Genomic DNA, 24,698 nt, shown 5'->3' on the forward strand with positions numbered 1-24,698 from the left:
AAAGAAATTTTCGAGAATCGTATGTGTTTCACTGTTTAGTTATCAAGGTTTTCCGCTTGTCTGTTTCTCAGACAGCTTGTTTATTTTATCTCGTTCTTAACTATTTGTCAAGAACTTTTTTTGATTTTTTTGAAGTTTTTTTAACTTCTCAAATCAAAAGCGGAGAAGGAGGGATTTGAACCCTCGCGCCGCGTTAACGACCTACTCCCTTTCCAGGGGAGCCCCTTCGGCCAGCTTGGGTACTTCTCCAAATTGTCCTACTCACTAAGTAGTTTCGATATTTATCTGTGTCGTTCTCAGCGACAGGTGATATTATATCTCGTATATTTTATGTTGTCAAGTACTTTTTTCAACTTTTTTCAAAAGTTTTTATTATGTATTGACTAGCGGAGAGAGTGGGATTCGAACCCACGCGCCCTTGCGGACAAACGGTTTTCAAGACCGCCTCGTTATGACCACTTCGATATCTCTCCATATGTTGTTTTCAACATTTTTTGTGCTGTTTTGTCAGCGCATGTTGTATTCTATCATCAAAGGTTCCACATGTCAATAACAAATTTGATATTTTTTTCAAAAAATCAAAACAATTTGAGAAATGCCTCCGCAACAGCCAGATCTTCCGGTGTTGTGATCTTGATATTTCGATAGGAGCCCTCGGAAAAACGGATTTTTACCCCTGTTTCGTGCTCTGCCACCATGGCATCATCTGTAATTCCTGTCATATTCTTTTCACGAATACTGGTATATGCGTCATAAATCAGAGAATATCTGAATATCTGAGGGGTCTGAACAATCCATACATTACTGCGATCCGGAGTCTCTTTTACATTACCCTCATCATCTGCGATCTTAACAGTATCCTTGGAAGGCATACCAACAACACTTGCCCCTGTCTCAGCAGCTGCAGCAAGTCCTCTTTCAATGATAGCATTATCAATAAACGGTCTGGCTCCGTCATGGATCAGTACATAGTCCGTATCCCGGCACACACTAAGCCCCTCATAAACGGAATCATACCGCTCTTTTCCACCGCTGACTACAGCAGAAACCTTTGTGAAACCATATTTTTTCACAATTTCTTCCTTACACCAGTCAATATGCTCTTCTCCTGTAACAAGGATAATATTTCTGATCAGCGGACTTTCCTGGAAACAGCGCAGAGAATAGCAGAGTACAGGCATTCCGCCCAGCTCTATAAACTGCTTCTGTATTTTGCTGTGCATTCTTTTTCCCTGGCCTGCTGCCAGGACAATGGCTGTATTTCTGCATTCTTTCATCTGCTTTACCTCGTTTTTATCTTTCTCCGAGTTTCAGGTTCGGTACGGCGTTCAGATCCCAACTGTGCCGTGTTCCCTTAATATATTCATAGTATGCTGCTACTCCGATCATTGCTGCATTATCCGTACAGAAAATCGGTGACGGACGATAAAACTTATAGCCATGCTCTTCACATGCCTTTTCCATGGCAGCCCGAAGTGCTCCGTTAGAAGCCACTCCACCTGCGATTGCTACTTTTTTCATGCCAAAATCAGCTGCTGCCTGCATGGTATGCTCCACCAGCACGTCAACAACCGCTTTCTGGAAGGATGCCGCGATATCAGCACGGTTCACTTCCTCACCTTTCATTTTTGCACCGTTCAGATAATTCAGCACTGCGGATTTCACGCCGCTGAAGCTGAAATCATATGGATTTCCGTCAATTTTGGCACGTGGAAACTCAATAGCATCCGGATTTCCCTCTTTCGCCAGTTTATCAATCTTCGGACCGCCCGGATATCCCAGCCCAATGGCACGTGCAACCTTATCAAAGGCTTCTCCTGCCGCATCATCTCTGGTACGTCCCAGGATTTCAAACTGTCCATAGTCCTTTACAATTACAAGATGTGTATGTCCGCCGGATACGATTGCACAGAGGAACGGCGGTTCCAGATCCGGATGTTCAATATAGTTAGCGGAAACGTGTCCTTCAATATGATGTACACCCACAAGCGGCAGATTTCTGGCATAAGCGATGGCCTTAGCCTCTGCAACGCCTACAAGAAGCGCACCTACAAGACCCGGTCCGTATGTTACACCGATCGCGTCAATATCATCCAGAGTCACACCAGCATCATCCAATGCCTCCTGGATCACCTCATTGATTCTTTCTATATGATTTCTGGAAGCGATCTCCGGAACTACGCCTCCATACAGTTTATGAATCTCGATCTGGGATGAGATCACATTGGACAAAACAGTCCTGCCGTTTTTTACAACAGAGGCTGCGGTCTCATCACAGGAGCTCTCAATACCAAGAATTAATGTATCTTTCATTTTTCAGTCCTCTTCAAAATTCAGTTCCACACTTTTTCCATCCTTACCTGGCCATGCCTTTGGAAAAATCTCACGGACTGTATCCATGTAATCATCCGGTCTTACCAGTGACGGACTATAATGTGTGAGCCACATTTCACCAACTCCCGCATCACGGGCAAGAGTTGCAGCCTCACGGAATGTCATGTGCTTATAGCCTTTTGCTTTTTCGATCTTATCGTCTTCTCCGTACATTCCCTCACAGATAAAAAGATCGGAATCTTTGGCATTTCGCAGAATCGATTCTGTCGGTCTTGTATCTGTGGTATAGGTAAGCTTAATTCCTTTTCGTGGAGGACCAAGTACCATATCCGGAGTATAGACCCTGCCTTCAGCTTCTACAGTCTGCCCCTTCTGAAGCGGATTCCAGAATTTCAGCGGTATCTCATGCTCTCTGGCACTGTCCGGAGAAAATTTTCCCTGGCGCAATATCTCAAGTGTATAACCATAGCATACAACATTATGATTTACCCGGAACGCAGTGATCCGGTAGCCATTCAGCTCCAGAACCTCTTCCGGCTTCGTAATCTCAATAAAACGGAGTTCAAAAGGCAGTTCCGGTGCAATAACACGAAGTGCGTTTACCACACGTTCCAGTCCTCTTGGGCCGATCAGGGTCAGCGGCTCTGTACGGTCCGCATTTCCCATAGTCAGAAGAAGCCCCGGAAGTCCGCTGATGTGATCCCCATGATAATGCGTAAAACAAATCACGTCGATGGGCTTGAAACTCCATCCCTTTTCCTTGATGGCTACCTGCGTTCCCTCTCCGCAGTCGATCATCAGACTGCTGCCGTTATAGCGGGTCATCAGAGCTGTAAGCCACCTTCGCGGTAGTGGCATCATTCCACCGCAGCCAAGTAAACAAACATCTAACATATTTTTCCTCTTTTCCTGTTCTGTGGCAAAGTTTAGCACAATTATCCATCCAAAACAAGCGTCACAAAAACACCTCGCGGAATATTACCAGTGAACAATAACTATCTGCCGGCTGTACGCGTCATAAGAATGGCATCCTCTGTAGGGTCCGTATAATATGCTTTTCGCAGTCCGTCTCTTACAAAGCCCTGCCGCTCATAAAGCCGGATCGCTGTTTCGTTGCCGGCCCGTACCTCCAGATGGATCATGGTGATTCCCCGTTCTTCCGCCAGGCGTGCCATGCTTTCCATAAGAAAGTTTCCGATTCCTTCCCGCTGGCGTTCTTTTCTGACGGCAACATTCGTCACATCGCCCTCATCCAGAACAGTAAGAAGCCCGCAGTACCCCAGAATCTGCCCTTTTTCTTCCACAACAAGAAACATGGCATTATCCTTCATAAGGAAAGTCAGAAATCCCTCTTTTGTCCAGGGAACAGAAAAAAGTTCTTCTTCGATCTCCATGACCTGTTCCAGGTCATCTACCAGCATCTCCCGTAAGATCATGCTTTTTCCTCTTCGGCCTTCAGCTTCTGGGCACGCTCTCTTTCAGCCTGTGACACACGTAAGTAGTCCGGTTTGTGCTCAGATGCTATTTCTGTTCTGCCTTCTTTACAGTAAATAACACCCAGTGCTCCCACCGCGCCAGCTCTCTGTCTGGAAAGATGTGCAGGTGCGAATGAAAACGGTACCTGCAGCTTCTCCGCTATGATCTCTTTAAAAACAGGAACACCATCTCCCAGGAAAGTTACCGGCTCTTTCATCTCATCCAGCATGGAAAGAAGCTCTTCGATTCCCACTGCCATCTGATCTTTCACAATTACAAGCTTATGGTTCTCATAACGGTAAATACCTGTGTAGACCTGTTTTCTTCTGGCATCCATGATCGGACAGATCAATCCACTCACATCATAAAGATTATATGCCAGTGCCTCCACCGTCGGAATCGCTGCCAGCGGCTTATCAAGTGCGAGGCCAAGTCCCTTGGCTGTTGCTGAACCGATACGAAGTCCGGTAAAAGATCCCGGTCCCTTGGCTACCGCAATGGCATCAATTGTTTTCAAATCCAGCTCCGTCATCTTCACGATCTCATCCAGCATTGGGAGAAGTGTCTGTGAATGTGTCTTCTTATAATTAACGGTATATTCCGCCACCAGTGTATCATCCTCCACAACTGCTACGGATGCCACGATTCCGGAACTGTCCAGTGCTAAAACTCTCATTCTGTCTCTTCTCCTCTCTCCCTGATGGTGATCTTTCTGTAATCAAAGCCTTTCTCAAGGTCTTTCTCAATCGTAACCTCGATTCTTTTTTCCGGAAGTATCTCTTCGATCAGCTCTGCCCATTCGATCAGGCAGATTCCTTTTCCGAAAAAGTAATCGTCGTATCCGATTTCTTCCATTTCTTCGATATCACCGATACGGTATACATCAAAATGATAAAACGGCAGCCGCCCATCTTCATATTCCTGAATAATGGTAAACGTAGGACTGTTCACAGGCTCTGTGATTCCAAGGCCCGCTGCCACACCCTGCGTAAACACGGTTTTTCCGACACCAAGGTCGCCTGTCAGTGTATAGATCTGACCCGGTTCTGCATTCGTTCCTATCTTCTTTCCCACCTCGAAGGTTTCCCTGGGACTGTGTGTTTCTATGATCATATTTTCCACCTTTTTCTTGCACAATTATTCTTTGCATATTATAATAGAGCGAACAGCGAAATACAATACTTTTTGAAAAGGAGTGCGAAAACTATGGCAAATCCTATCGTTACCATTACAATGGAAAATGGCGATGTAATGAAAGCCGAATTATATCCGGAAGTTGCCCCGAACACAGTAAATAACTTCATCAGCCTTATTAAAAAAGGCTTTTATGATGGTCTCATCTTCCACCGTGTTATCAACGGATTCATGATCCAGGGCGGATGCCCGGACGGAACCGGTATGGGCGGCCCTGGATACAGCATCAAGGGTGAGTTTTCCCAGAACCGTTTCAAGAACGATCTGAAGCATACACCAGGCGTTCTTTCCATGGCAAGAGCCATGCATCCGAACTCTGCGGGAAGCCAGTTCTTCATCATGCACAAGGCTGCTCCGCATCTTGACGGAAGCTACGCTGCTTTTGGTCAGATCATCGAGGGAATGGATGTTGTGAATGCGATTGCTGAGACAGACACAGATTACAGTGACCGTCCTCTTGACGAGCAGAAAATCAAATCCATGACAGTAGATACTTTTGGTGTTGATTATCCGGAACCGGAGAAATGCTGATAAGTTAAAAAGCATAAAAAAGTCCCCTGAAAGGCAGATTTCCCAGACTGATATATTTCTATATAAATGTCTGACATCTGATCTTTCCGGGGATTTTTATAATCTGTTACGCATCAAAAGTTTTTACTTCACCGTTTACTTTTGCAAAATAAAGCTCTGCATCTTTGTGAAGACCTGCTCTTCCGTTCGTTCCTTCTGTGATCGCTTTCTTCACTTCCTCAATCTGGTCATCCGGCACAAGAAGCTTCAGCACTACCTTGTCCGTGTATTCCGAATCCAGGATCGGAAGATTTCTCTCTCCTGCTATGTACTGGATCTTTCCGATTCCTGTATAATCAGTTGTTACCTCCAGGGAAATTCCATGATGCTTCTCGATTACGGTACTTGCTGCCAGTCCTGCCTGCACAGCGCCCGAATATGCACGTACAAGTCCGCCGGTTCCCAGAAGTACTCCGCCAAAATATCTGGTCACGACGATCGCCACATTATAGATCCCTGCCCCCAGCAACACATCCAGCATCGGTCTTCCGGCTGTTCCGGACGGTTCCCCGTCATCGCTGCATCTGGTCGCTTCCCGGTTCATTCCTACAGAATACACATAACAGTTATGTCTGGCATCCCAGTACTTCTTCTTCATTTCTTCTATAAAAGCAAGCGCCTCTTCTTCTGTCTCTACAGGACGGACAGTTGCGATAAAACGGGACTTCTTCTCCACCAGCTCGCCTTCTCCGCCTTCATATATGGTTTTATAATGTTCCAGCATAATTCATGCCTCCATTTTTCAGACTTTTTCTTATTGTATAATAATTATCTTCATTGCACAATGTATAAGATATCGTGAATTGTGAAATTTTTTTTAAGGGTTTATTTAGTATTGCAGATTTGATATAATGGAACGGATTATAAAGGAGGAATAACATGAACTACGGAAAAAGATCCACTTCAAAGAAGCGGAACGCTCTGATCTCCCGTACTTCCATGATGGGAAAAAGAGCTCACGTTTCATTTATCCGGGTTTTATTTACAGCTCTGATTGCTGTCTGCGTCATGGTTGTCTGCCTTGGCATCGGCTCTTTCCGGGGCGTGATTGCCGGTGCACCCGATGTCAACAATGTGGATATTTCACCTCTCGGATATGCAACCTTCCTGTATGACGATCAGGGCACTCAGCTCCGACAGCTTTCAGCACCTACATCCAATCGTCTTCCCGTATCTCTGGAACAGATTCCGGTAAGTCTGCAGCATGCTGTCGTGGCAATTGAGGATGAGCGTTTTTACGAACATAACGGTATTGATGTCCGTGGTATCGCACGTGCTGCCATGAAGGCACTTACAACCGGTAATTTTTCGGAAGGTGCCAGTACAATCACACAGCAGCTTCTGAAGAACAATGTTTTCACAGACTGGACCAGCGAGTCCACACAGTTGGAACGTTTCACCCGTAAATTTCAGGAACAGTACCTTGCTGTAGAGATTGAAAAAAAATATGACAAAGATGTGATTCTTGAAAATTACCTGAACACCATCAATCTCGGAGCTGGTTCCTACGGTGTACAGGCTGCATCTAAGAAATATTTTAACAAAGATGTATGGGATCTGAATCTCTCCGAGTGTGCAACTCTTGCCGGTATCACTCAGAACCCTACCAAATTCAATCCTATTACCAATCCAAAATCTAACGCTAAGAGACGGAAAGAAGTTCTTGATCATATGCTGGATCAGAAATATATCTCTCAGGATGAATACAACGAAGCACTGAATGACGATGTTTATTCCCGCATTCAGCTTGCTCAGATGGAAAATACCGAAGAAGAAAGTACTGTCTACACTTATTTTGAAGATGAAGTTACCAATCAGGTTATCAGTGATCTCATGAATATCAAGGGATACACCAAAACTCAGGCTACCAACCTTCTTTACAGTGGCGGACTGAAGATCATGACCACACTGGATTCCAATATTCAGAATATTCTTGACGAAGAATATTCAAATCCTGATAATTATCCATCTGATGTGCAGTATGAACTTGATTATGCACTGACTGTACAAAATCCTCAGGGTGAACAGGTCAATTACAGCAAAGAAATGCTGCAGCTCTACTTCCGTGACCAGGATCCTGAATTCGATCTTCTCTTCAGCTCTCCAGAGGAAGGTCAACAATATGTTGATCAATATAAGGCTAATATTCTTGCTGATGGAAGTACTGTCGTTTCCGAACGTGTAAACTTCGCACCACAGCCACAGTCCTCCATGACTGTGATTGATCAGCACACCGGCTATGTAAAAGCCCTGATCGGTGGCCGTGGTGAAAAAACAGCCAGCCTTACCCTGAACCGTGCAACAGATACTACCAGACAGCCCGGTTCAACTTTTAAGATCGTATCTACCTATGCACCGGCTCTTAATGAGAAAGGGGATACACTGGCAACTACTTTTATGGATGAACCATACGAATACCCAGACGGTTCTCCTGTCAACAATGCATCCCGGAGCTACGGTGGTGAAACAACCATCCGCAAAGCCATCCAGAATTCCATTAACGTCGTAGCTGTTAAATGTCTGGAACAGGTAACACCAGCCCTTGGTCTTAAATATCTGGATGATTTCGGATTTACCACACTTGCCCACGGAACAGAAGCTGACAAAGATAACAACGGAAATATCTGGAGCGACGCCAACCTGGCAACCGCTCTTGGCGGAATCACCAAAGGTGTCAAAAATGTTGAGCTCTGTGCTGCATACGCGGCCATTGCAAACAATGGAAATTATATCAAGCCAATTTACTATACACAGATTCTTGACCATGATGGCAATGTACTGATTGAGAACTCCTCTGTTTCCAAGTCCGTAATCAAGGACAGCACTGCTTTTCTTCTTACAAGTGCCATGGAAGATGTTGTCACAAAAGGTACCGGTACAGCCTGCCAGCTTGACAATATGACAGTTGCCGGAAAAACCGGTACAACCGAAGATTATAATGATCTCTGGTTTGTTGGTTATACACCATATTATACATGTGCTGTATGGTCCGGATACGATAATAATGAAAAGATTCCTGAAGATGCCCGTAACTTCCACAAAACACTCTGGCAAAAAGTTATGAGCCGTATCCATGAAGGTCTGGAAAATAAAGATTTCGAAATGCCTTCCAGTGTGGAAAAAGCCAGCATCTGCTCGGAAACCGGTCTTCTGCCACGTGCAGGCTGCCCAACCATTACAGAATACTTCGATATCTCCAGTCTTCCTACAGAATACTGTGACCAGCATTTCTACGGAAATGATGATGATTATAATTATGACTACAATTATGATGAAGACTATTATTATAATGAGGATTCCGACTCAGATACAGACGTAATTCCATCCGCAGCTCCGGACAGTACAGAAAACACGGAGAACGGAGACAATACCGACAATGGTTCCGGCGATAACAACAATGATAATACCAACGATAACACTGACAATGTGGAAGGCGATAATGGCAGTGATAACAATGCTGATAACGGCGAGAACAACGATGCCGGTGAGAATTCCGGCACCGACAACGGTGATAACGGCGGTGACGACACCGGTGAAAGCGATGATCCGATAGAATACTATTGATCATATTAAAGTCTTCAAAATTACAAAAAGTGTGAATTCCATTTTTCATTTTTGGAATTCACACTTTTTATTTGTCTGATTATCTGATGTATATCACATCGGAAAACTTATTCTTTTATCAGAGCACCATCTTGGCTGCGCCGTAAATTCCGGCATCATTGCCAAGTGTTGCGATCACGATCGGAGTATCCTTGCATGCTGTGAAAGCATACTCTTTATAATATTTCTGAATACAGTCAATGAGCGGCTGTCCTGCTCTGGAAACACCACCGCCGATTACGATAGTCTCAGGATCTACAATACTGGTAAAGATTGCCAGGGAACCGCCAAGCTGCTCGCCGACTTTTTCCATGGTTGCAACTGCTACCGGATCATTGGCCTTAAAGGCATCCAGAACGGATTTCGCGGAAATATTCTCTTTATTACGAAGAACACTGTCTGCGTCAGATACAGCAAGCTCTCTCTTTGCCATACGGACGATTCCTGTTGCTGAGGCAAACTGCTCAAGGCATCCTTTGTTTCCACAGTTGCAGGCTTCTTTTTCGTGATGATCCACATTGGCATGTCCGATTTCTCCACCGGCTCCGTGATGACCGGTTACGATCTTTCCGTCAACGATGATTCCACCGCCGACACCAGTTCCCAGAGTAACCATGATCACATCAGAAGAACCAGCTGCTGCGCCCTTCCATGCCTCACCAAGAGCTGCAACATTGGCATCGTTGCCGGCTTTTGCATGAAGGCCTGTGAGATCTTCCAGTTCCTTGACAACATTCTTATATCCCCAGTAAAGGTTTACTGCACACGGAACCTCACCGGCTGCATTGACCGGTCCCGGAACACCGATTCCAACACCTTCCACATCATCTTTTGAAATGCCTTTTTCTTCGATCTTGGCATTTACGGTTGCTGCCACATCCGGAAGGATCTGGTCTCCGTTATTCTCCTTACGGGTAGGGATCTCCCATTTCTCAAGAAGTGTACCATCTGTGCGGAAAAGTCCGCATTTTACAGTTGTTCCGCCTACATCAATTCCAAAACAATATGTTCCCATCTCTTATCCTCTCTTACTCTTCCTCTGGATTTTCTCTTTTTTTGGCAAGGTTTGCCTGAACACGCTTATAAAGTGCCTCTGCTGCATTGTAGCCCATCTTCTTCTGTCTGTGGTTGACAGCTGCTGCCTCAACGATGATCGCCAGGTTACGGCCCGGACGGATCGGAAGGGAATGGCATACGACCTTGTTTCCAAGATATTCTGTATATTCCTCATGAAGCCCAAGACGGTCATACTCCTTATCTCTGTCCCACTCCTCAAGCTTGATAACAAGGTCAATAGACTGGGTATCCTTAACGCTCTCTACACCAAACAGGGTCTTTACATCAATGATGCCGATACCACGAAGCTCGATAAAATGTCGTGTGATATCCGGTGCAGAACCTACCAGCGTAACATCACTGACCTTACGGATCTCAACAACATCATCACTGACAAGACGATGTCCACGTTTGATCAGCTCCAGAGCAGCCTCACTCTTACCGATTCCGCTCTCACCTGTGATCAGGATTCCCTCACCGTAAACATCTACCAGCACACCATGAATGGAAATGCACGGCGCAAGCTGCACACCAAGCCAGCGGATGATCTCTGCCATAAAGCTTGAAGTTGTTCTTTCTGTCACGAATGTCGGAACATTATATTTAACAGCCAGATCGATCATGTCCTGTGACGGACGTGTCATAGTACTGAAAATAACACATGGGATCTTGCTGGAGATAAAACGCTCATATTTAAAACGTCTCTCTTCCTCATTAAGCTGCATCAGGTACGTATACTCTACATATCCGATGATCTGTACACGCTCATTTGCAAAATGCTCCAGATATCCGGTAAGCTGAAGCGCAGGTCTGTTGATCTCTGCAGTCTTAATCACAATGTCGGACAGGTCGATCTCCGGAGTCAGATTGGTAAGCTCCAGCTCCTGTGCCATCTTTGTCAACTGTACACCCTTCATACTTTTTTGTCTCCTTTTCGCTGAAAGTTTGCATTCTCACCACCTGTTCCGGCGTGAGACACCTTATTTATAATTATACACAATTGCCATTAAAACTTCAATGCAGCATCAGGATTTTGCCCCAGTTTCTTTCGTTTCTCCTGCCCTGTGAAAAAACTCGTAAACCTGGCGGGCGCTTCCCGCGTTCATGCTCTCTGTCTGCGCCAGTTCTTCCTCGGACGCATCCCGGATATTTTCCACAGATTTAAATTTACGCAGGAGAGCTTTTCTTCTTGTATCGCCGATTCCCGGGATATCATCCAGAATGGAATGCACCTGCTCCTTGCTTCGAAGAGAACGGTGATATTCAATTGCAAATCGGTGGGCCTCATCCTGGATCCTTGTAATAAGCCTGAAGCCTTCACTGGATGTATCAATGGGAATCTCCACATTATCAAAATATAAGCCCCTTGTCCTGTGGTGATCATCCTTTACCATGCCACACACAGGAATGCTGATTCCAAGCTCGTTCAGCACTTTCAGGGCTATGTTTACCTGACCTCTTCCACCATCCATCAATATCAGATCCGGAAGCCTTGCAAAGCTGTCAAACTCTCCGTTGCTCTCATGGGTGAATCTTCTTGTCAACACCTCTTCCATGCTGGCGTAATCATTCGGTCCCTGCACCCATTTGATCTTGAATTTACGATAATCGCTGCGCTTCGGGCGTCCTTTTTCGTAAACCACCATGGAGCCTACAGACTCAAAACCGCTGATGTTTGAGATATCGTAAGCCTCCATTCGTACCACATCCTTAAGGCCAAGCCATTCTTCCACTTCATGAACGGCTCCGATGGTACGGCCTTCCTCTCTTTTAATCCGCTCGCGATCCTTTGAGAGAACCATGCGGGCATTTTCCAGAGCAAGCTCCACAAGCTTCTCTTTTGTTCCTTTTTTCGGAACACGGATATGAACCTTCTGTTTCCGCCTGGAAGTCAGCCATTCTTCGATGATATCTGCATCCTCGATCTCACTTTGCAGCATGATCTCAGAAGGAATAAACGGTGTTCCTGCATAAAACTGTTTCAAAAAACTTGACAGCACCTGGGCTTTTGTGTCCCCCTTCGCCACACGTAGATAAAAGTGATCCCGCCCGATCAGCTTGCCATCCCGGATAAAAAACACCTGCACAACTGCATCCTGATCCCTGAGGTCCTCACTGTCGTCCATGGCCACTGCGATAATATCCCGATCCTCCTGGCCGTAACCGGTGATCTTCTGACGCTCGCCGATCTTCTGAATGCTGCGGATCAGATCGCGGCACTCCATGGCATCTTCATACCTCATCTCCTCCGAAGCTTTCTGCATTTTTTCCATAAGTTCATCAATAGTGTCCTGAAAATCACCATTCAGAAAACGGATCACACGGTTGATATTTCCTCGGTATTCTTCCTGGCTGATATATCCCTGGCAGGGAGCCTTGCACTGCTTCATATGATAGTACAGACAGGGCCTGTCTTTTCCGGTATCTCTTGGCAGATTCCGGTTGCAGGAGCGCACCTGATACAGCTTTCGCACAAGCTCGATCACGTCTTTCACCGCACCGCCGCTTGTATAAGGACCAAAGTATCTGGCCTTGTCTTTTTTCATCCTCCTGGCAAAAAGTACTCTGGGATACGGCTCATGAACCGTTACCTTGATAAACGGATAGCTCTTGTCGTCCTTTAGCATCGTGTTATATTTCGGCCGATGTTCCTTGATCAGATTGCATTCCAGAACCAGTGCCTCCAGTTCAGAGTCCGTAATAATGTACTCAAACCTGGTTATGTGTGTAACCATCTGTTCGATCTTGGCACCTTTGTTGCGGCTGCTCTGAAAATACTGTCGCACCCTGTTCTTAAGGCTGATTGCCTTTCCAACGTAGATGATCTCATCCTTCTCGCCATGCATGATATAAACTCCCGGTTTTGCCGGAAGCTTTTTTAATTCTTCCTCGATTATAAACATAAATTTTCTCCTGATACGGTAAGTATATGACATTCCTGTTACCCGGATATTGAGAAAACCGGGATCTCTCCCGGTTTTTCTCTGATCTGTTTTATGCCTCTGATCCCGGCTGTTTTTCTGTTTCTGTGTCAGCACTGTCCTCTGCCGGCTGTTTTGCTTCGGTTTTCACTTCTGCTGCCTGTGCATCTGCTGAGTCTGATTTCGATTCGGTTTTCTCTTCAGGTGCTACGGATGCTTTATCTTCTGTATCTGCTGCTAAATTCTCTGCTTCCAGAACCGGCTGTTTAACAGATACTTCTTTTTCATCCTCAGAAAGTACCAGATCATCCAGATTCTCCGGAATATCCAGTCCATGCTGTACTGCACGGAGGATCTTCATGAATTCTTTTCCGGTGATGGTCTCCTTGCGGATCAGATACTCTGCGATCTTATCCATCTCGGTCCTGTGGCTTCCGAGAATCCTCTTGGCTTCCTCATAGGAATGATGGAGAAGTTTCATAACCTCATGGTCAATCTCGGTTGCTGTATCGTCACCACAGTTCAATACAGCTCTTCCGCTTAAGTACTGATTCTCCTGGGTCGCCAGTCCCATCAGTCCGAATTTCTCGGACATACCATACTGTGTGATCATGGCTCTTGCCACCTTGGTGGCCTGCTCAATATCATTGGCTGCACCGGTAGTCACCGTATCAAAAACAAGCTCCTCCGCAGCACGTCCGCCAAGATATCCTACCAGCATAGCTTCCAGCTCTTTCTTGGTGTTGAGGTATTTTTCCTCCTCAGGCACCTGCATAACATAGCCGAGAGCTCCCATGGTACGGGGTACGATGGTAATCTTCTGTACAGGCTCTGCATCTTTCTGCAATGCGTTTACCAGTGCATGTCCCACCTCATGATAGGAAACAATACGGCGTTCCTGCTTGCTTAAGATGCGGTCTTTCTTCTCCTTACCTACCAGAACCACCTCAACGGATTCCTCAAGATCCTTCTGGGATACTGCCTTACGTCCTTTCTTAACTGCAAGGATGGCAGCTTCGTTTATCATGTTTGCAAGATCAGAACCTACGGCTCCGGAAGTTGCAAGAGCGATCGCCTCAAAATCCACGGTATCATCCAGAAGCACATTCTTGGCATGTACTTTCAGGATATCCACACGTCCCTTAAGATCCGGACGGTCTACGATAACGCGTCTGTCAAAACGTCCCGGACGGAGAAGTGCCGGGTCAAGAACCTCCGGTCTGTTGGTCGCTGCCAGGATCAGAAGGCCCTTGGAAGTATCAAAACCATCCATTTCTGCAAGCAGCTGGTTCAAGGTCTGCTCACGCTCGTCATTCCCACCGCCATAGCGGGAATCACGGCTCTTACCGATTGCATCGATCTCATCGATGAACACGATACACGGAGCATTCTTCTTGGCTTCCTCAAAAAGATCACGGACACGGGATGCGCCCACACCAACAAACATCTCCACAAATTCCGAACCGGAAAGGGAGAAAAACGGTACCTGCGCTTCACCGGCAACTGCCTTGGCAAGCAGTGTCTTACCGGTTCCCGGAGGGCCTACAAGAAGTGCTCCCTTGGGAAGCTTGGCTCCAATGGCTGTATATTTCTCCGGATTATGAAGAAAATCCACAACCTCCTGAAGTGATTCCTTGGCCTCATCCTGACCTGCCACATCCTTGAAGGTAACGCCTGTCTCTTTCTGTACATAAGCCTTGGCCTTGCTCTTGCCAACGCCCATTCCCATGATTCCGCCGCCTTTGTTCATACGGCGCATGGAGAACATCAGAAGACCGAAAAGAAGAAGTGTCGGCAGTACCACACTGAGAATCATGGCAATAAACTCTCCGAATGCATCCGGCGGGTCTGTCTCAAACTTGATTCCTTTACCTTCCAGTCTCTTGGTAAGTGCCGTGCTGTCCTCTGTCTTCGTCGTGTAGTAGCTTACATCCTCATACTTGGAGTTCTGCTTCTTGGGCACGATCGTTAAAGTACTGGACTGGATCGTTACTTCCTTAACCTGGTCCTTATCCACCATATCGATAAATTTATCATAGGAGATCTCACTGCTGTTGTCCTTCAGCATGTTGGTAAACAATGCGAAGCAGACCAGTGTGACCAAGAGACATATCAGAAAAGCCAGAATCGACTGATGATTCTTATTGGGTCCCTGTTTCTTCGGATCCCTGTTATCAGGTCTTTTACCATCCTGATCATTATTCAGTTGATTATTCATTTTTTTCCTCCTCTTGTCATTCCTTTATTATAAAGATAAAACTCGTATAAATCAACCGCGAGATTGTAAAAATACCAGTTAAAAACCACTCACTTGGATATTGCCAGCGAATGTAAATTTGTAGTATACTATTCCCAGTGATTTAGAAAAAATGAAATAGGAGAGGAAATCAGACAAATGAAAATAGGTTTTGATAATGACAAATATCTGAAAATGCAGTCAGAACACATCCGCGAAAGAATCGGGCAGTTCGGAAACAAGCTTTACCTTGAATTCGGCGGCAAACTTTTTGACGATTACCATGCTTCCCGTGTTCTTCCGGGTTTTGAACCAGACAGCAAGCTCCGTATGCTGATGCAGCTTTCTGATCAGGCGGAGATCGTTATTGTTATCAGTGCCAATGACATTGACAAGAATAAAGTACGCGGCGACCTTGGCATTACCTATGACGAAGACGTACTCCGTCTTATGGATGAGTTTACAAGCCGTGGCCTGTATGTAGGAAGCGTCTGCATCACACAGTACTCCGGCCAGGAAAGTGCCGATCTCTTCAAGAAACGCCTGGAGAAACTGGGAATCCGTGTATACAAGCTTTACCTGATCCCTGGTTATCCAAGCAACACTTCCTTTATCGTAAGTGACGAGGGCTATGGAAAGAACGACTATATCGAAACTACCAGACCTCTGGTAGTGATCACAGCACCGGGACCTGGAAGCGGAAAAATGGCTACCTGTCTGTCCCAGCTCTACCACGAATACAAACGCGGCGTAAAAGCCGGCTATGCGAAATTCGAGACCTTCCCAATCTGGAATCTTCCTCTGAAACATCCGGTAAACCTTGCTTACGAGGCTGCCACAGCTGACCTTAACGATGTGAACATGATCGACCCGTTCCATCTGGAAGCTTATGGCAAGACAACAGTCAACTATAACCGTGATGTGGAAGTCTTCCCGGTTGTACAGGCTATGTTCGAGAAGATCATGGGCAGCTGCCCGTACAAATCCCCTACAGACATGGGTGTCAATATGGCTGGTAACTGCATTATTGATGATGAAGTATGCCAGGAGGCTTCCCGCCAGGAGATCATCCGCCGTTATTATAAGAGTATGGATGCCCTTGTTTCCGGCTCCGGCACAGAGAATGAGGTTCGCAAGATCGAGCTTCTTCTCCAGCAGGCTCACGCAGAGCTCAAGGATCGCAAAGTTGTTCCTGCTGCTCTCGAGAAAGAGAAAGCAACCAACGGTCCGGCTGCTGCACTGGAACTTCCGGACGGAAGGATCGTATGTGGAAAAACTTCCAGCCTTCTCGGAGCATCCGCAGCTCTTCTTCTGAACGCACTGAAAGAGCTTGCCGGAATCGACCATGAACTGCATGTGATCTCACCGGATGCCATCCGTCCGATCCAGCAGCTCAAAACCGAATACCTTGGAAGCAAAAACCCTCGTCTTCACATCGACGAGATTCTGATCGCCCTGTCCATCAGCGCTGCTACAAGCGACGCTGCCCGCCTTGCACTGGAGCAGATTCCGAAGCTTCACGGCTGCCAAGCTCATACCTCTGTCATGCTCTCTGATGTAGATGTGATCAGCTTCCGTAAGCTGGGTATCGAACTCACCTGCGAAGCAAAAGCAGAAAAAAATAAAGTATATCAGAAAGACTGATCTTTCTAATAAAGAAATTCACTAAAAAATCCCTCGTATTGTTCTCACATTTTCTGAAACAACACGGGGGATTTTTATGTTTTTATATTTCTGTATACTACTGAATCTTTATGCTGCTGCCCACGCCTTTTCCACTGCACTGTTTTGTGACGATGATCTTGTTTTCAATGCGTTCTTTCAGCTCAGCCACATGAGAGATGATTCCCACTATACGGTGCCCGTCTGCAAGGCCATTCAGGGCTTTGACTGCCTGGGCAAGAGCTTCCTCATCCAGAGAACCGAATCCTTCATCCACAAACATGGAATCCAGACGGATACCACCGGCACTGGCCTGTATCTCATCGGAAAGTCCAAGTGCAAGGGATAAGGATGCCTGGAAGGATTCTCCTCCGGAAAGAGTTTTTACACTTCGTTCAGTTCCGTTGTAGTGATCGATCACATTCAGATCAAGACCTGCCTTTTCCTTACGGTTCTCGCTCTGCTCCTGGCGTTTCAGTTCATACTGACCGCTGCTCATGGTCAGCAGGCGGATATTTGCGCGTCGGAGTATCCTGTCAAAATAAGCCATCTGGATATAGGTTTCCAGTTCGATCTTGGCCTTGCCGTTCAGGCTTCCATTGGCTGTATCTGAAAGATTTTTCATCCATACATATTCTTTCTCTGCTCTGGACATTTCTTCTCTTCCAGTCTGCACCTTCTGAAAAATTTCTCTGTTCGCATTCAGAATAGAAAATACCTGTTTTCGCTCTTCTGTGATTTCAGATTTCTGTACTTTAAGTCTCGCATGCTGCTCCCGGAGCTCTTCTTCCGGAATATCTCCGATTTCTTTCAGCTGCTCTTCCATGGTTTTTACTGCAGAAACGAGACTTTCTTTTTCACTTTGTAATTTCTGCAGGGTATCCTTTGCCTGTTTCTGTTTTTCTTTCAGATCCTGATACTGCTGACGCTGCTCCTGAATTTCTTTTTCCAGAAGTATTTTTCCACCTTCACCAAGCTCGGATCGCAGACTGTCCACTTTATTGGACTGGTTTTTCCTCTCTGTTTCCAGGCGTACTGCTTCCTGAGCGTTTCTCGTACAGAGATCGCGTATAGCGGAAATCTTCTCTTCGCGCTCTGCAATGGTCTGCTCCAGGATTTGTTTTCTGGACAGGTCGGACTGTTTCCTGTAAATACAGGCTGCCAGAAATTCAAGCTGATCTCCTGCCACCTGAATCAAAGAACATTCCTGTTCTGATTGTAAGTCCTTCTCTCGTCCAGCCTCCTCTTTCGTTTCAGATGCTTTGATTCCTGATATCATAGCAGCTCTGATTTCCGGCATTTCAGACAGTACATTTTTTAAGCCTTCATCAGCAAGCAGCTCCCGCATTTCCTTCTCAGCGTTCTTCCGCAGTCTATCATTTTCTTCTTTTCTCGTCTTAAGCTCTGTTATCTGATTTGCACAGGCATTCTTTTTCTGAAGGAGTTCTTCCCGCCAAACATCCAGCTTCTCCAGAAGCTTTTCCACCTCTGTTTTTCTGTTTTTCCCGCTCTGTGCTTCTCTGATCTTCGTCTCTGTCTCTTCCAGTGCTGCCTGACACTGTGACATTTCCTGCTTTACAGAGGGAACCAGCAGGTTCCATCTTTCCGAAAATTTTCCCTCTCTCAGATCAGTTTCTGTCTTTCCTTCCGGAAGCTGCACCTCAAGTTCCAGGGATCTGGCAATGATTTGGTCCCAGGCAACGGTTCTTCGTTCATTCAGCTTTCCTGCTTCCAGACTCTGTTCTGACACAGCTTTCTCCAAAACGTCCAGTTTTTCTTTTTCCAGATTCAATGTTTCCTGATTCACAGACTTTGAAGAAAGTGCCCGGGGATGCGGATGCTCACAGGAACCGCACACCGGACAGGGCTTATTTTCCTCAAGCTGTTCTGCCAAGATTCCGGCCTGTGCATCCAGAAAGCTGTGAAACATTTCCTGATAAGCATTTCTCTGCTGTTCTGCCTTTCCTGCTGCTTCCAGATATTTTTTCTGCTGTTTTCCGGTTTCTTCATGAAGTTTCCGAAACTCCACGATCATAGATCCAATACTTCCAAGTGCTGTTTTTCGCTGTATATGCTTTTCCTTTTCTGTCTGTGCATTCTGCAGAAGAAGTTCTGCATTTTCCAGTCGGACTCTCTCCGTTTTCATCTGCTCCTGTTTTTCCAAAAGTTCCTTTTCCTGCTTCTCAGTCTGCTCCGTCAGCCCGGCGAGCTCCTGTCCGCGTACTTCGAAAGATTTCTCTGCCTGAATACAGGAATCATACTGCTGTTTCTGAGTGTCCAGTTTATCGTACTGGAACTGAAGCTCTTTCAGTTCTTCTCCCGCCCCGGAAAGCCTGTTCAGAAGTTCTTTTTCTTCCTTCTGTTTCTTCAAGGCAGAATTTTCCTGTTCTTCATATTCTGCGACCTTTTTCCTGATTTCTTCCAGCATTTTTACAGTATTGGCAAACTCTTTCTCTGTAGTTTCCAGCTCCTGATATCGTTTCCGTTTTTCCTCTTTTTCCCGAATGGAACCTGCCAGCTTTTCGCATTTCTCGTCTGCATCACTGTATTTCCCTGCTTCCTTCTGTGCAGCTTCCAGTACCGGAAAAAGCGTTTTCAGACTTTGGCCCGCTTCTGATTTTTTTTGTTCCAGTCCTTTCTTTTGTTCTGCCTTCGTGAGAAGATTTTCTGTTTCCCACAGCTTCTGGTCTGTTATCTCTTCTTTTTTCTGAAGAGCTGCTTCTTTCTGCTCTTCCTCATCAATAAACTGTTTAAGAAGCTCCAGGCTCCGCTCCAGCTTTCCTTCAAATTTCGCTTTTTTCAACTGTGCAAATTCTTCCGCACCACTCTGTGCTTCCTCATATTTCACTCCGTCTAGATACTGGGCGATACTGCGGCGCATCTCATCATAATCCTTATATCTGGATCTGGCGGCATCCTTCAGCTTCATCTGTAACTGCTGATAAAGCCCTGTGTGAAAGATCTGCCTGAAAATCTCCCCCCGTTGCGTTGTTCCCGCCAGAAGCAGCTTCTGAAAATCTCCCTGCGCGATCATGGCAATCTGGGTAAACTGTTCATAATCAAGCCCCAGCAGCTCCTCAACCGCCCTGGTCACATCCCTGGCTTTTGTTACAGGCTGGCGTTCATCCGGATAGATCAGCTGTGCTTCTGCCTTCCGGAGAGTCAGTCCTGTGCCTCTCTTCTTTGGCGCCATATATTCCGGGCTTCGAAAAACCTGATATTTTTTTCCCTGATAGGAAAAAACAAGCTCCACAAAAGTCTCCGCCGCGTCATCTGCATACTTGCTGCGAAACATGGCTGAATCTCTCACCTGACCGCTTGCCTGGCCATAAAGAGCGAAAGTGATGGCATCAAATATGGTAGTCTTTCCTGCTCCCGTATCGCCGGTGATCAGATAAAGTCCGCCTTCTCCAAGCCTGGAAAAATCGATCTCTGTTCTGTCTGCATATGGCCCGAAGGCACTGATCGTCAGTTTTTCCGGTCTCAAGCTCACACCTCCTTAAGCTTCTGCATCAGTTCTTCCGAAAACTTCCGCTGTTCTTTATTCATAGGCTGATTATTCTGCAGCTCAAAAAACTCCTCGAAATATTCCAGCTCTGATTTTTTCTGTACAGTTTCTGCTCCGGCAACATTCTGGTTCTCCCTTGTTCTGCGATTGTCATATTCCAGTCGCATCAGGTTCGGATATATAGTCCGAAGCTTCTGCATTCCATCCACAATATCTTCCTCATCAGTCAGGGTGATCTGTACATAGTCCTCTGTGTTAGTGTCCTGATAATTGGACAGTGATGTGATTTCCATGTAAGAACCTTTCAGCTTACGCATATCCCTCTTAGGCTTCAGCGAAATCTCCCGTACCTTCAGATTTCCTTTCTCCTTCAGTTCCACTACAGTTACTGATTTCTGCTGTCCTGCTTCAGAAAAAGAATATTTCAGAGGTGTTCCGCAGTAACGGATATGATCACTTCCCACATTCTGGGGACTATGAATATGGCCAAGTGCCACATAATCAAAGTCCCGAAAAACGGACACTTCAATCTGATCGATTCCTCCAACTGTGATTTCCTCGGAATCACAGCTCACAGCTCCCACTGCAAACTGATGGGCAACCAGAATATTTCGTTTTTCTATATCAATGTCCATATGTTCCACTGCTGCCTGCACGGCCTCCTGGTAAGTCCGGATTTCCTCTGTTCCTTCTTCCCCGGCAAGTGCATGGCGCACAACGGAAGGACGGATAAACGGTAAAAGATGAATCCATACTTCTCCGTAACTGTCCGTTAAACAGTACTTTGCTGTTTTTCCATCATATACAGGAGACATACAGATCCCGCTGCTGCTCATAATATGCGCGCCAAAAGCGATCCTCTCCGCACTGTCATGGTTGCCGCTGATTGCATAAACCGGAAGCTTCCGCTGTGCCAGTCTGGTAAGAAAGCTGTCAAAAAGCTGCACAGCTTCCGCAGAAGGAACAGGCCGGTCATAGAGATCCCCTGCAAGAAGAATGCCATCCGGTCGCTCTTCATCAATAACAGTAAGTATCTGATCTAAAATATATTTCTGGTCTTCGATCATGGAAAACTCATTCACTCTTTTTCCAAGATGAAGATCCGATAAATGGATCAGCTTCATTGATCGCCTCCTGCTGTTACCCATCCACCAAACAGTTCCGGTTGCATGTCGATCTCACAGGCATCAAGAGCATCCTTTAACTGCATAAGATTGCTGACACCGGTTACCGGCACTGCCTGGAATGGCTGATTGAAAAAATATGCCAGGGATAACGCCTGCAGGCTGTATCCGGTTTCCTTCTGAAGCTTTAACAGCTTCTGGTATGTGCGAAGATTCGTTTCATTCCAGTATGCTTTCTTCATGCTTTCCGGAAGAGTGCCTGTCTGTCCTGCTTTCTCAAGCTTGGAGAAAAATCCCAGCGCTGTAGATGAAAACGGAACGGATGCAGCTCCTGTCTCACAGTGCCACTTATATTCCTCTTTGGAAAATTCTACAAGTGTAGGGTCTGGATTGGTATTCACGCCCGGATTAATTCCTGCAAGACTCCACTGATTGGATACTGCTGCAACCCCCTCTTTTTTTCTCTCTTTCAGGCATTTATCCAGCATTTTCAGCCTGTCTGTCCTGTAATTGGAAAATCCGAAATACCGGATCCTTCCTTCTTTCTGCAGGTCCTCCAGAATATCTACGATCTCTTCCACCGGTTTCTTGGGATCATCTCTGTGAAGCCAGTAAAAATCGATCGTATCAGTTCCCAGAGTCCGGCAGCTCTCATCCAGATCTGCGCGGATATCCTCACGGTTTACTCTGCTTCGCCCAGGATCCTTAAAGGAATAGTGAGCCCCTTTTGTTGCCACGATCACTTTTCCCTGAGTTCCACGTTCCTTGATCCACTTACCTATGATCTGCTCGCTGCAGTTCCCATGTCCTTCCAGCCATTTGCAGTACACATTGGCTGTATCAATAAAATTGCCTCCTGCCCGTACAAAAGCATCCAGAATTTCAAAGCTTTTTTCCTGGCCTAATTTATCTCCGAATCCGGCTGTCCCAAGGCAGATCCTGCTGACATTAAGATCTGTATTATTCAGCTGTACATATTTCATCTCGTCAACCTCCTATCTTTTTTCTTATATCTTTTTCTATTATAACTTTTTTCCCGAAATCCGAACAGTGTATTTCTCTGTTCCCGTAGTAATTTCCTGTGATATAAAAAATCCCCCGGCAGAGAACTCTGCCAGGGGATATATCCTGTTATCTCAACAGTATGATCGTTTATTATTTGTAAAGTGGTCCATAGTTCTTGCAAGCGCGGAAGTCTGCACCCTCTTTATCCATACCGAATGCATTCCAAGCTGCCGGACGATAGATGTCTTTCTCAGGAACGTTGTGCATGGATACCGGAATTCTCAGCATAGAGCACATTGTGATCAGGTCAGCACCGATGTGTCCGTAGGAGATTGCACCGTGGTTAGCACCCCAGTTGTTCATTACATCGTAAGCTGTCTTGAACGGTCCCTCTTTGCCATCGCATCTTGGAGCGAACCATGTGCATGGCCATGTATAGTCTGTACGTTTCCAAAGTTTATCAGATACCTCTTCCGGAAGCTCTACTGTCCATCCTTCTGCGATCTGGAGAACCGGTCCAAGGCCTTTTACAAGGTTCAGACGGATCATGGTTGCAGGCATCTGAGCACGTGTCTCATAACGGCTGGAGTATCCGCCTCCACGGAAGTATCCGTTGTCGGCCATACACCACTCTGTATGATCCATGATTGCTTTCTGGTCTTCTTCTGTAACATCCCACCACTGTTTCATAACCGGGTTGCCATCAGCATCTTTAGCCTGTCCGTTAGCATCCAGGCAGGCAGCACCGGAGTTGATCAGATGAAGGAATCCGCCAGCTTCTTTTGCAACGCCTTCAAGGTCATATCCTGTAGCTTTCTTAACTGCTTCAGGGCTCCAGTATGTACGAACATCAGCGAAGATCTGAGCACGTCCTGTAAGGAGTTTCATGAACAGCATTCCAAGTCCGTTAAGAACATCGTTCTCTGTAGCAAGTACGTACGGCTCACGAGCACCTTCCCAGTCAAAGGAAGTGTTCAGCATAGCCTCTGCAAAGTCACCGTTCGGATAGAAGTCTGTCCACTGTCTCTGACCCTGGAATCCGGCTGCAAGAGCATTGTGTCCGATTGCTTCCTCAGAGAATTTCGGATCAAGTTTATCACAGCCGTTCATCAGTTCCTTGATGATAACTGCCATCTTAACAACGAACTCAAACTGCTCTTCTTTCTTCTCCGGTGAGAACTGAAGCTCCTCCGGGTTCTTATCCCAGCCAATCTTGCAGGTCTCTTTTGCCCATTTGAGAGCTTTCTCAAACTCTGCGTGATCATAGATGCCTTCTGTCATACGACGGATGATCTCTACCTCATCAACAGACTCAACTCTCATTCCAAGATAGGACTCGATGAAATCAGAATCAATGATAGATCCGCCGATACCCATTGTTACAGAACCGATCTGCAGGTAGGATTTACCTCTCATGGATGCTGCTGCAACTGCGGCACGTCCGAATCTTAACAGTTTTTCTTTAACGTCTTCCGGAATAGATGTGTCGTCAGCTTCCTGAACGTCATGTCCATAGATACCGAATGCCGGAAGTCCTTTCTGTGCATGTGTAGCAAGAACAGATGCCAGATATACAGCACCAGGTCTCTCTGTTCCGTTGAATCCCCATACAGCCTTGATTGTCTGCGGATCCATATCCATTGTCTCAGCACCGTAGCACCAGCATGGTGTAACTGTAAGAGTGATATCTACACCCTCTTTACGGAATTTGTCAGCACATGCAGCACTCTCACCAACACGTCCGATTGTTGTATCAGCGATAACAACTTTAACCGGCTCACCGTTGGAGTATCTTAAATTCTCCTCGAAAAGTTTGGCTGCGGATTTCGCCATGTTCATTGTCTGATCTTCCAGAGATCCTCTTACATCGAGGGCTCCTCTACGTCCGTCGATGGTTGGTCTGATACCGATAACCGGATAGCTGCCTACTAATCTGCTCTTTGCCATAGTAACAATTACCTCCTACATATATATATTCGTTATTAATATAAACTTACTTCATGCTGTCA

General features: G+C 46.0%; 18 protein-coding genes and 2 tRNA genes. 3 read left to right on the forward strand and 17 right to left on the reverse strand.

Annotated elements, in window-relative coordinates:
* Positions 1 to 160: 160 nt before the first annotated feature.
* The 8 genes from WMO28_RS12200 to tsaE form a co-directional block, all read right to left on the reverse strand.
* A tRNA-Ser gene (locus WMO28_RS12200) sits at positions 161 to 249 on the reverse strand.
* Positions 250 to 387: 138 nt separating this feature from the next.
* A tRNA-Ser gene (locus tag WMO28_RS12205) sits at positions 388 to 473 on the reverse strand.
* Positions 474 to 578: 105 nt separating this feature from the next.
* Positions 579 to 1,277, reverse strand: coding sequence for a 2-C-methyl-D-erythritol 4-phosphate cytidylyltransferase (gene ispD, locus WMO28_RS12210; RefSeq protein WP_178644913.1), 699 nt, complete (start codon positions 1,275 to 1,277; stop codon positions 579 to 581).
* Between the two features lie 16 nt (positions 1,278 to 1,293).
* The gene (gene tsaD, locus WMO28_RS12215; protein ID WP_349057135.1) at positions 1,294 to 2,313 is read right to left on the reverse strand and encodes a tRNA (adenosine(37)-N6)-threonylcarbamoyltransferase complex transferase subunit TsaD; all 1,020 of its coding nucleotides are present in this window, start codon (positions 2,311 to 2,313) and stop codon (positions 1,294 to 1,296) included.
* Positions 2,314 to 2,316: 3 nt separating this feature from the next.
* Positions 2,317 to 3,228, reverse strand: coding sequence for a ribonuclease Z (locus WMO28_RS12220; protein ID WP_178643369.1), 912 nt, complete (start codon positions 3,226 to 3,228; stop codon positions 2,317 to 2,319).
* A gap of 101 nt (positions 3,229 to 3,329) precedes the next feature.
* Positions 3,330 to 3,770: a ribosomal protein S18-alanine N-acetyltransferase gene (rimI, locus tag WMO28_RS12225; protein ID WP_178643367.1), complete on the reverse strand. Its 441-nt coding sequence runs from the start codon at positions 3,768 to 3,770 to the stop codon at positions 3,330 to 3,332.
* On the reverse strand, positions 3,767 to 4,486 hold the full coding sequence (tsaB, locus tag WMO28_RS12230; protein WP_349057136.1) for a tRNA (adenosine(37)-N6)-threonylcarbamoyltransferase complex dimerization subunit type 1 TsaB: 720 nt from the start codon (positions 4,484 to 4,486) through the stop codon (positions 3,767 to 3,769). The genes rimI and tsaB overlap by 4 nt, the downstream gene beginning before the upstream one ends.
* The gene (gene tsaE / locus WMO28_RS12235; protein ID WP_349057137.1) at positions 4,483 to 4,923 is read right to left on the reverse strand and encodes a tRNA (adenosine(37)-N6)-threonylcarbamoyltransferase complex ATPase subunit type 1 TsaE; all 441 of its coding nucleotides are present in this window, start codon (positions 4,921 to 4,923) and stop codon (positions 4,483 to 4,485) included. Before tsaE ends, tsaB begins: the two co-directional genes overlap by 4 nt.
* Positions 4,924 to 5,016: 93 nt before the next feature.
* Here tsaE and WMO28_RS12240 point away from each other — a divergent pair, with 93 nt between their 5' ends.
* Complete coding sequence (locus WMO28_RS12240) at positions 5,017 to 5,535, forward strand: peptidylprolyl isomerase (RefSeq protein ID WP_178643361.1); 519 nt, start codon at positions 5,017 to 5,019, stop codon at positions 5,533 to 5,535.
* 106 nt (positions 5,536 to 5,641) lie between these two features.
* On the opposite strand, the gene WMO28_RS12245 is transcribed toward WMO28_RS12240, so the two are convergent.
* The gene (locus WMO28_RS12245; RefSeq protein ID WP_349057138.1) at positions 5,642 to 6,298 is read right to left on the reverse strand and encodes a YigZ family protein; all 657 of its coding nucleotides are present in this window, start codon (positions 6,296 to 6,298) and stop codon (positions 5,642 to 5,644) included.
* Between the two features lie 155 nt (positions 6,299 to 6,453).
* Here WMO28_RS12245 and WMO28_RS12250 point away from each other — a divergent pair, with 155 nt between their 5' ends.
* Positions 6,454 to 9,138, forward strand: coding sequence for a PBP1A family penicillin-binding protein (locus WMO28_RS12250; RefSeq protein ID WP_178643357.1), 2,685 nt, complete (start codon positions 6,454 to 6,456; stop codon positions 9,136 to 9,138).
* A 118-nt stretch (positions 9,139 to 9,256) separates the two neighbouring features.
* Here WMO28_RS12250 and WMO28_RS12255 read toward each other — a convergent pair whose 3' ends face one another.
* The 4 genes from WMO28_RS12255 to ftsH form a co-directional block, all read right to left on the reverse strand.
* Positions 9,257 to 10,192 (reverse strand): ROK family glucokinase, encoded by a 936-nt coding sequence (locus WMO28_RS12255; protein WP_349057140.1) that lies wholly within the window; start codon positions 10,190 to 10,192, stop codon positions 9,257 to 9,259.
* A gap of 13 nt (positions 10,193 to 10,205) precedes the next feature.
* A complete protein-coding gene (gene hprK, locus WMO28_RS12260; protein ID WP_178643353.1) occupies positions 10,206 to 11,150 on the reverse strand; it encodes an HPr(Ser) kinase/phosphatase in 945 nt (314 codons plus the stop codon).
* Between the two features lie 108 nt (positions 11,151 to 11,258).
* The gene (uvrC, locus tag WMO28_RS12265; RefSeq protein ID WP_178643351.1) at positions 11,259 to 13,136 is read right to left on the reverse strand and encodes an excinuclease ABC subunit UvrC; all 1,878 of its coding nucleotides are present in this window, start codon (positions 13,134 to 13,136) and stop codon (positions 11,259 to 11,261) included.
* Positions 13,137 to 13,227: 91 nt separating this feature from the next.
* Positions 13,228 to 15,372 carry an ATP-dependent zinc metalloprotease FtsH gene (ftsH, locus tag WMO28_RS12270; RefSeq protein WP_349057142.1) on the reverse strand — a complete coding sequence of 715 codons (2,145 nt, stop codon included), beginning with the start codon at positions 15,370 to 15,372 and terminating at the stop codon, positions 13,228 to 13,230.
* A gap of 177 nt (positions 15,373 to 15,549) precedes the next feature.
* Here ftsH and WMO28_RS12275 point away from each other — a divergent pair, with 177 nt between their 5' ends.
* A complete protein-coding gene (locus WMO28_RS12275) occupies positions 15,550 to 17,034 on the forward strand; it encodes a DUF1846 domain-containing protein (protein ID WP_178643348.1) in 1,485 nt (494 codons plus the stop codon).
* Between the two features lie 97 nt (positions 17,035 to 17,131).
* On the opposite strand, the gene WMO28_RS12280 is transcribed toward WMO28_RS12275, so the two are convergent.
* The 4 genes from WMO28_RS12280 to WMO28_RS12295 all read right to left on the reverse strand — a co-directional run bounded on the left by WMO28_RS12280 (position 17,132) and on the right by WMO28_RS12295 (position 24,636).
* A complete protein-coding gene (locus tag WMO28_RS12280; protein ID WP_349057143.1) occupies positions 17,132 to 20,539 on the reverse strand; it encodes an SbcC/MukB-like Walker B domain-containing protein in 3,408 nt (1,135 codons plus the stop codon).
* Positions 20,540 to 20,541: 2 nt separating this feature from the next.
* A complete protein-coding gene (locus tag WMO28_RS12285) occupies positions 20,542 to 21,684 on the reverse strand; it encodes an exonuclease SbcCD subunit D (protein ID WP_349057144.1) in 1,143 nt (380 codons plus the stop codon).
* Positions 21,681 to 22,667 carry an aldo/keto reductase gene (locus WMO28_RS12290; RefSeq protein WP_349057145.1) on the reverse strand — a complete coding sequence of 329 codons (987 nt, stop codon included), beginning with the start codon at positions 22,665 to 22,667 and terminating at the stop codon, positions 21,681 to 21,683. The genes WMO28_RS12285 and WMO28_RS12290 overlap by 4 nt, the downstream gene beginning before the upstream one ends.
* Positions 22,668 to 22,839: 172 nt before the next feature.
* Positions 22,840 to 24,636, reverse strand: a complete 1,797-nt coding sequence (locus WMO28_RS12295; RefSeq protein ID WP_349057146.1) for an L-fucose isomerase — start codon at positions 24,634 to 24,636, stop codon at positions 22,840 to 22,842.
* Positions 24,637 to 24,698: the final 62 nt, after the last annotated feature.

This window comes from Blautia aquisgranensis (assembly GCF_040096615.1).
Classification (GTDB): Bacteria; Bacillota; Clostridia; order Lachnospirales; family Lachnospiraceae; genus Blautia_A; species Blautia_A aquisgranensis.

Bases quoted from the DNA above. Each gene is read 5' to 3' on its own strand.
- hprK (WP_178643353.1), bottom strand. From the start codon at position 11,150: ATGAAGGGTGTACAGTTGACAAAGATGGCACAGGAGCTGGAGCTTACC.
- WMO28_RS12245 (WP_349057138.1), bottom strand. From the start codon at position 6,298: ATGCTGGAACATTATAAAACCATATATGAAGGCGGAGAAGGCGAGCTG.
- ispD (WP_178644913.1), bottom strand. From the start codon at position 1,277: ATGAAAGAATGCAGAAATACAGCCATTGTCCTGGCAGCAGGCCAGGGA.
- WMO28_RS12255 (WP_349057140.1), bottom strand. From the start codon at position 10,192: ATGGGAACATATTGTTTTGGAATTGATGTAGGCGGAACAACTGTAAAA.
- WMO28_RS12250 (WP_178643357.1), top strand. From the start codon at position 6,454: ATGAACTACGGAAAAAGATCCACTTCAAAGAAGCGGAACGCTCTGATC.
- ftsH (WP_349057142.1), bottom strand. From the start codon at position 15,372: ATGAATAATCAACTGAATAATGATCAGGATGGTAAAAGACCTGATAAC.
- uvrC (WP_178643351.1), bottom strand. From the start codon at position 13,136: ATGTTTATAATCGAGGAAGAATTAAAAAAGCTTCCGGCAAAACCGGGA.
- WMO28_RS12285 (WP_349057144.1), bottom strand. From the start codon at position 21,684: ATGAAGCTGATCCATTTATCGGATCTTCATCTTGGAAAAAGAGTGAAT.
- WMO28_RS12275 (WP_178643348.1), top strand. From the start codon at position 15,550: ATGAAAATAGGTTTTGATAATGACAAATATCTGAAAATGCAGTCAGAA.
- WMO28_RS12295 (WP_349057146.1), bottom strand. From the start codon at position 24,636: ATGGCAAAGAGCAGATTAGTAGGCAGCTATCCGGTTATCGGTATCAGA.
- WMO28_RS12240 (WP_178643361.1), top strand. From the start codon at position 5,017: ATGGCAAATCCTATCGTTACCATTACAATGGAAAATGGCGATGTAATG.
- tsaB (WP_349057136.1), bottom strand. From the start codon at position 4,486: ATGAGAGTTTTAGCACTGGACAGTTCCGGAATCGTGGCATCCGTAGCA.
- WMO28_RS12290 (WP_349057145.1), bottom strand. From the start codon at position 22,667: ATGAAATATGTACAGCTGAATAATACAGATCTTAATGTCAGCAGGATC.
- rimI (WP_178643367.1), bottom strand. From the start codon at position 3,770: ATGATCTTACGGGAGATGCTGGTAGATGACCTGGAACAGGTCATGGAG.
- WMO28_RS12220 (WP_178643369.1), bottom strand. From the start codon at position 3,228: ATGTTAGATGTTTGTTTACTTGGCTGCGGTGGAATGATGCCACTACCG.
- tsaE (WP_349057137.1), bottom strand. From the start codon at position 4,923: ATGATCATAGAAACACACAGTCCCAGGGAAACCTTCGAGGTGGGAAAG.
- tsaD (WP_349057135.1), bottom strand. From the start codon at position 2,313: ATGAAAGATACATTAATTCTTGGTATTGAGAGCTCCTGTGATGAGACC.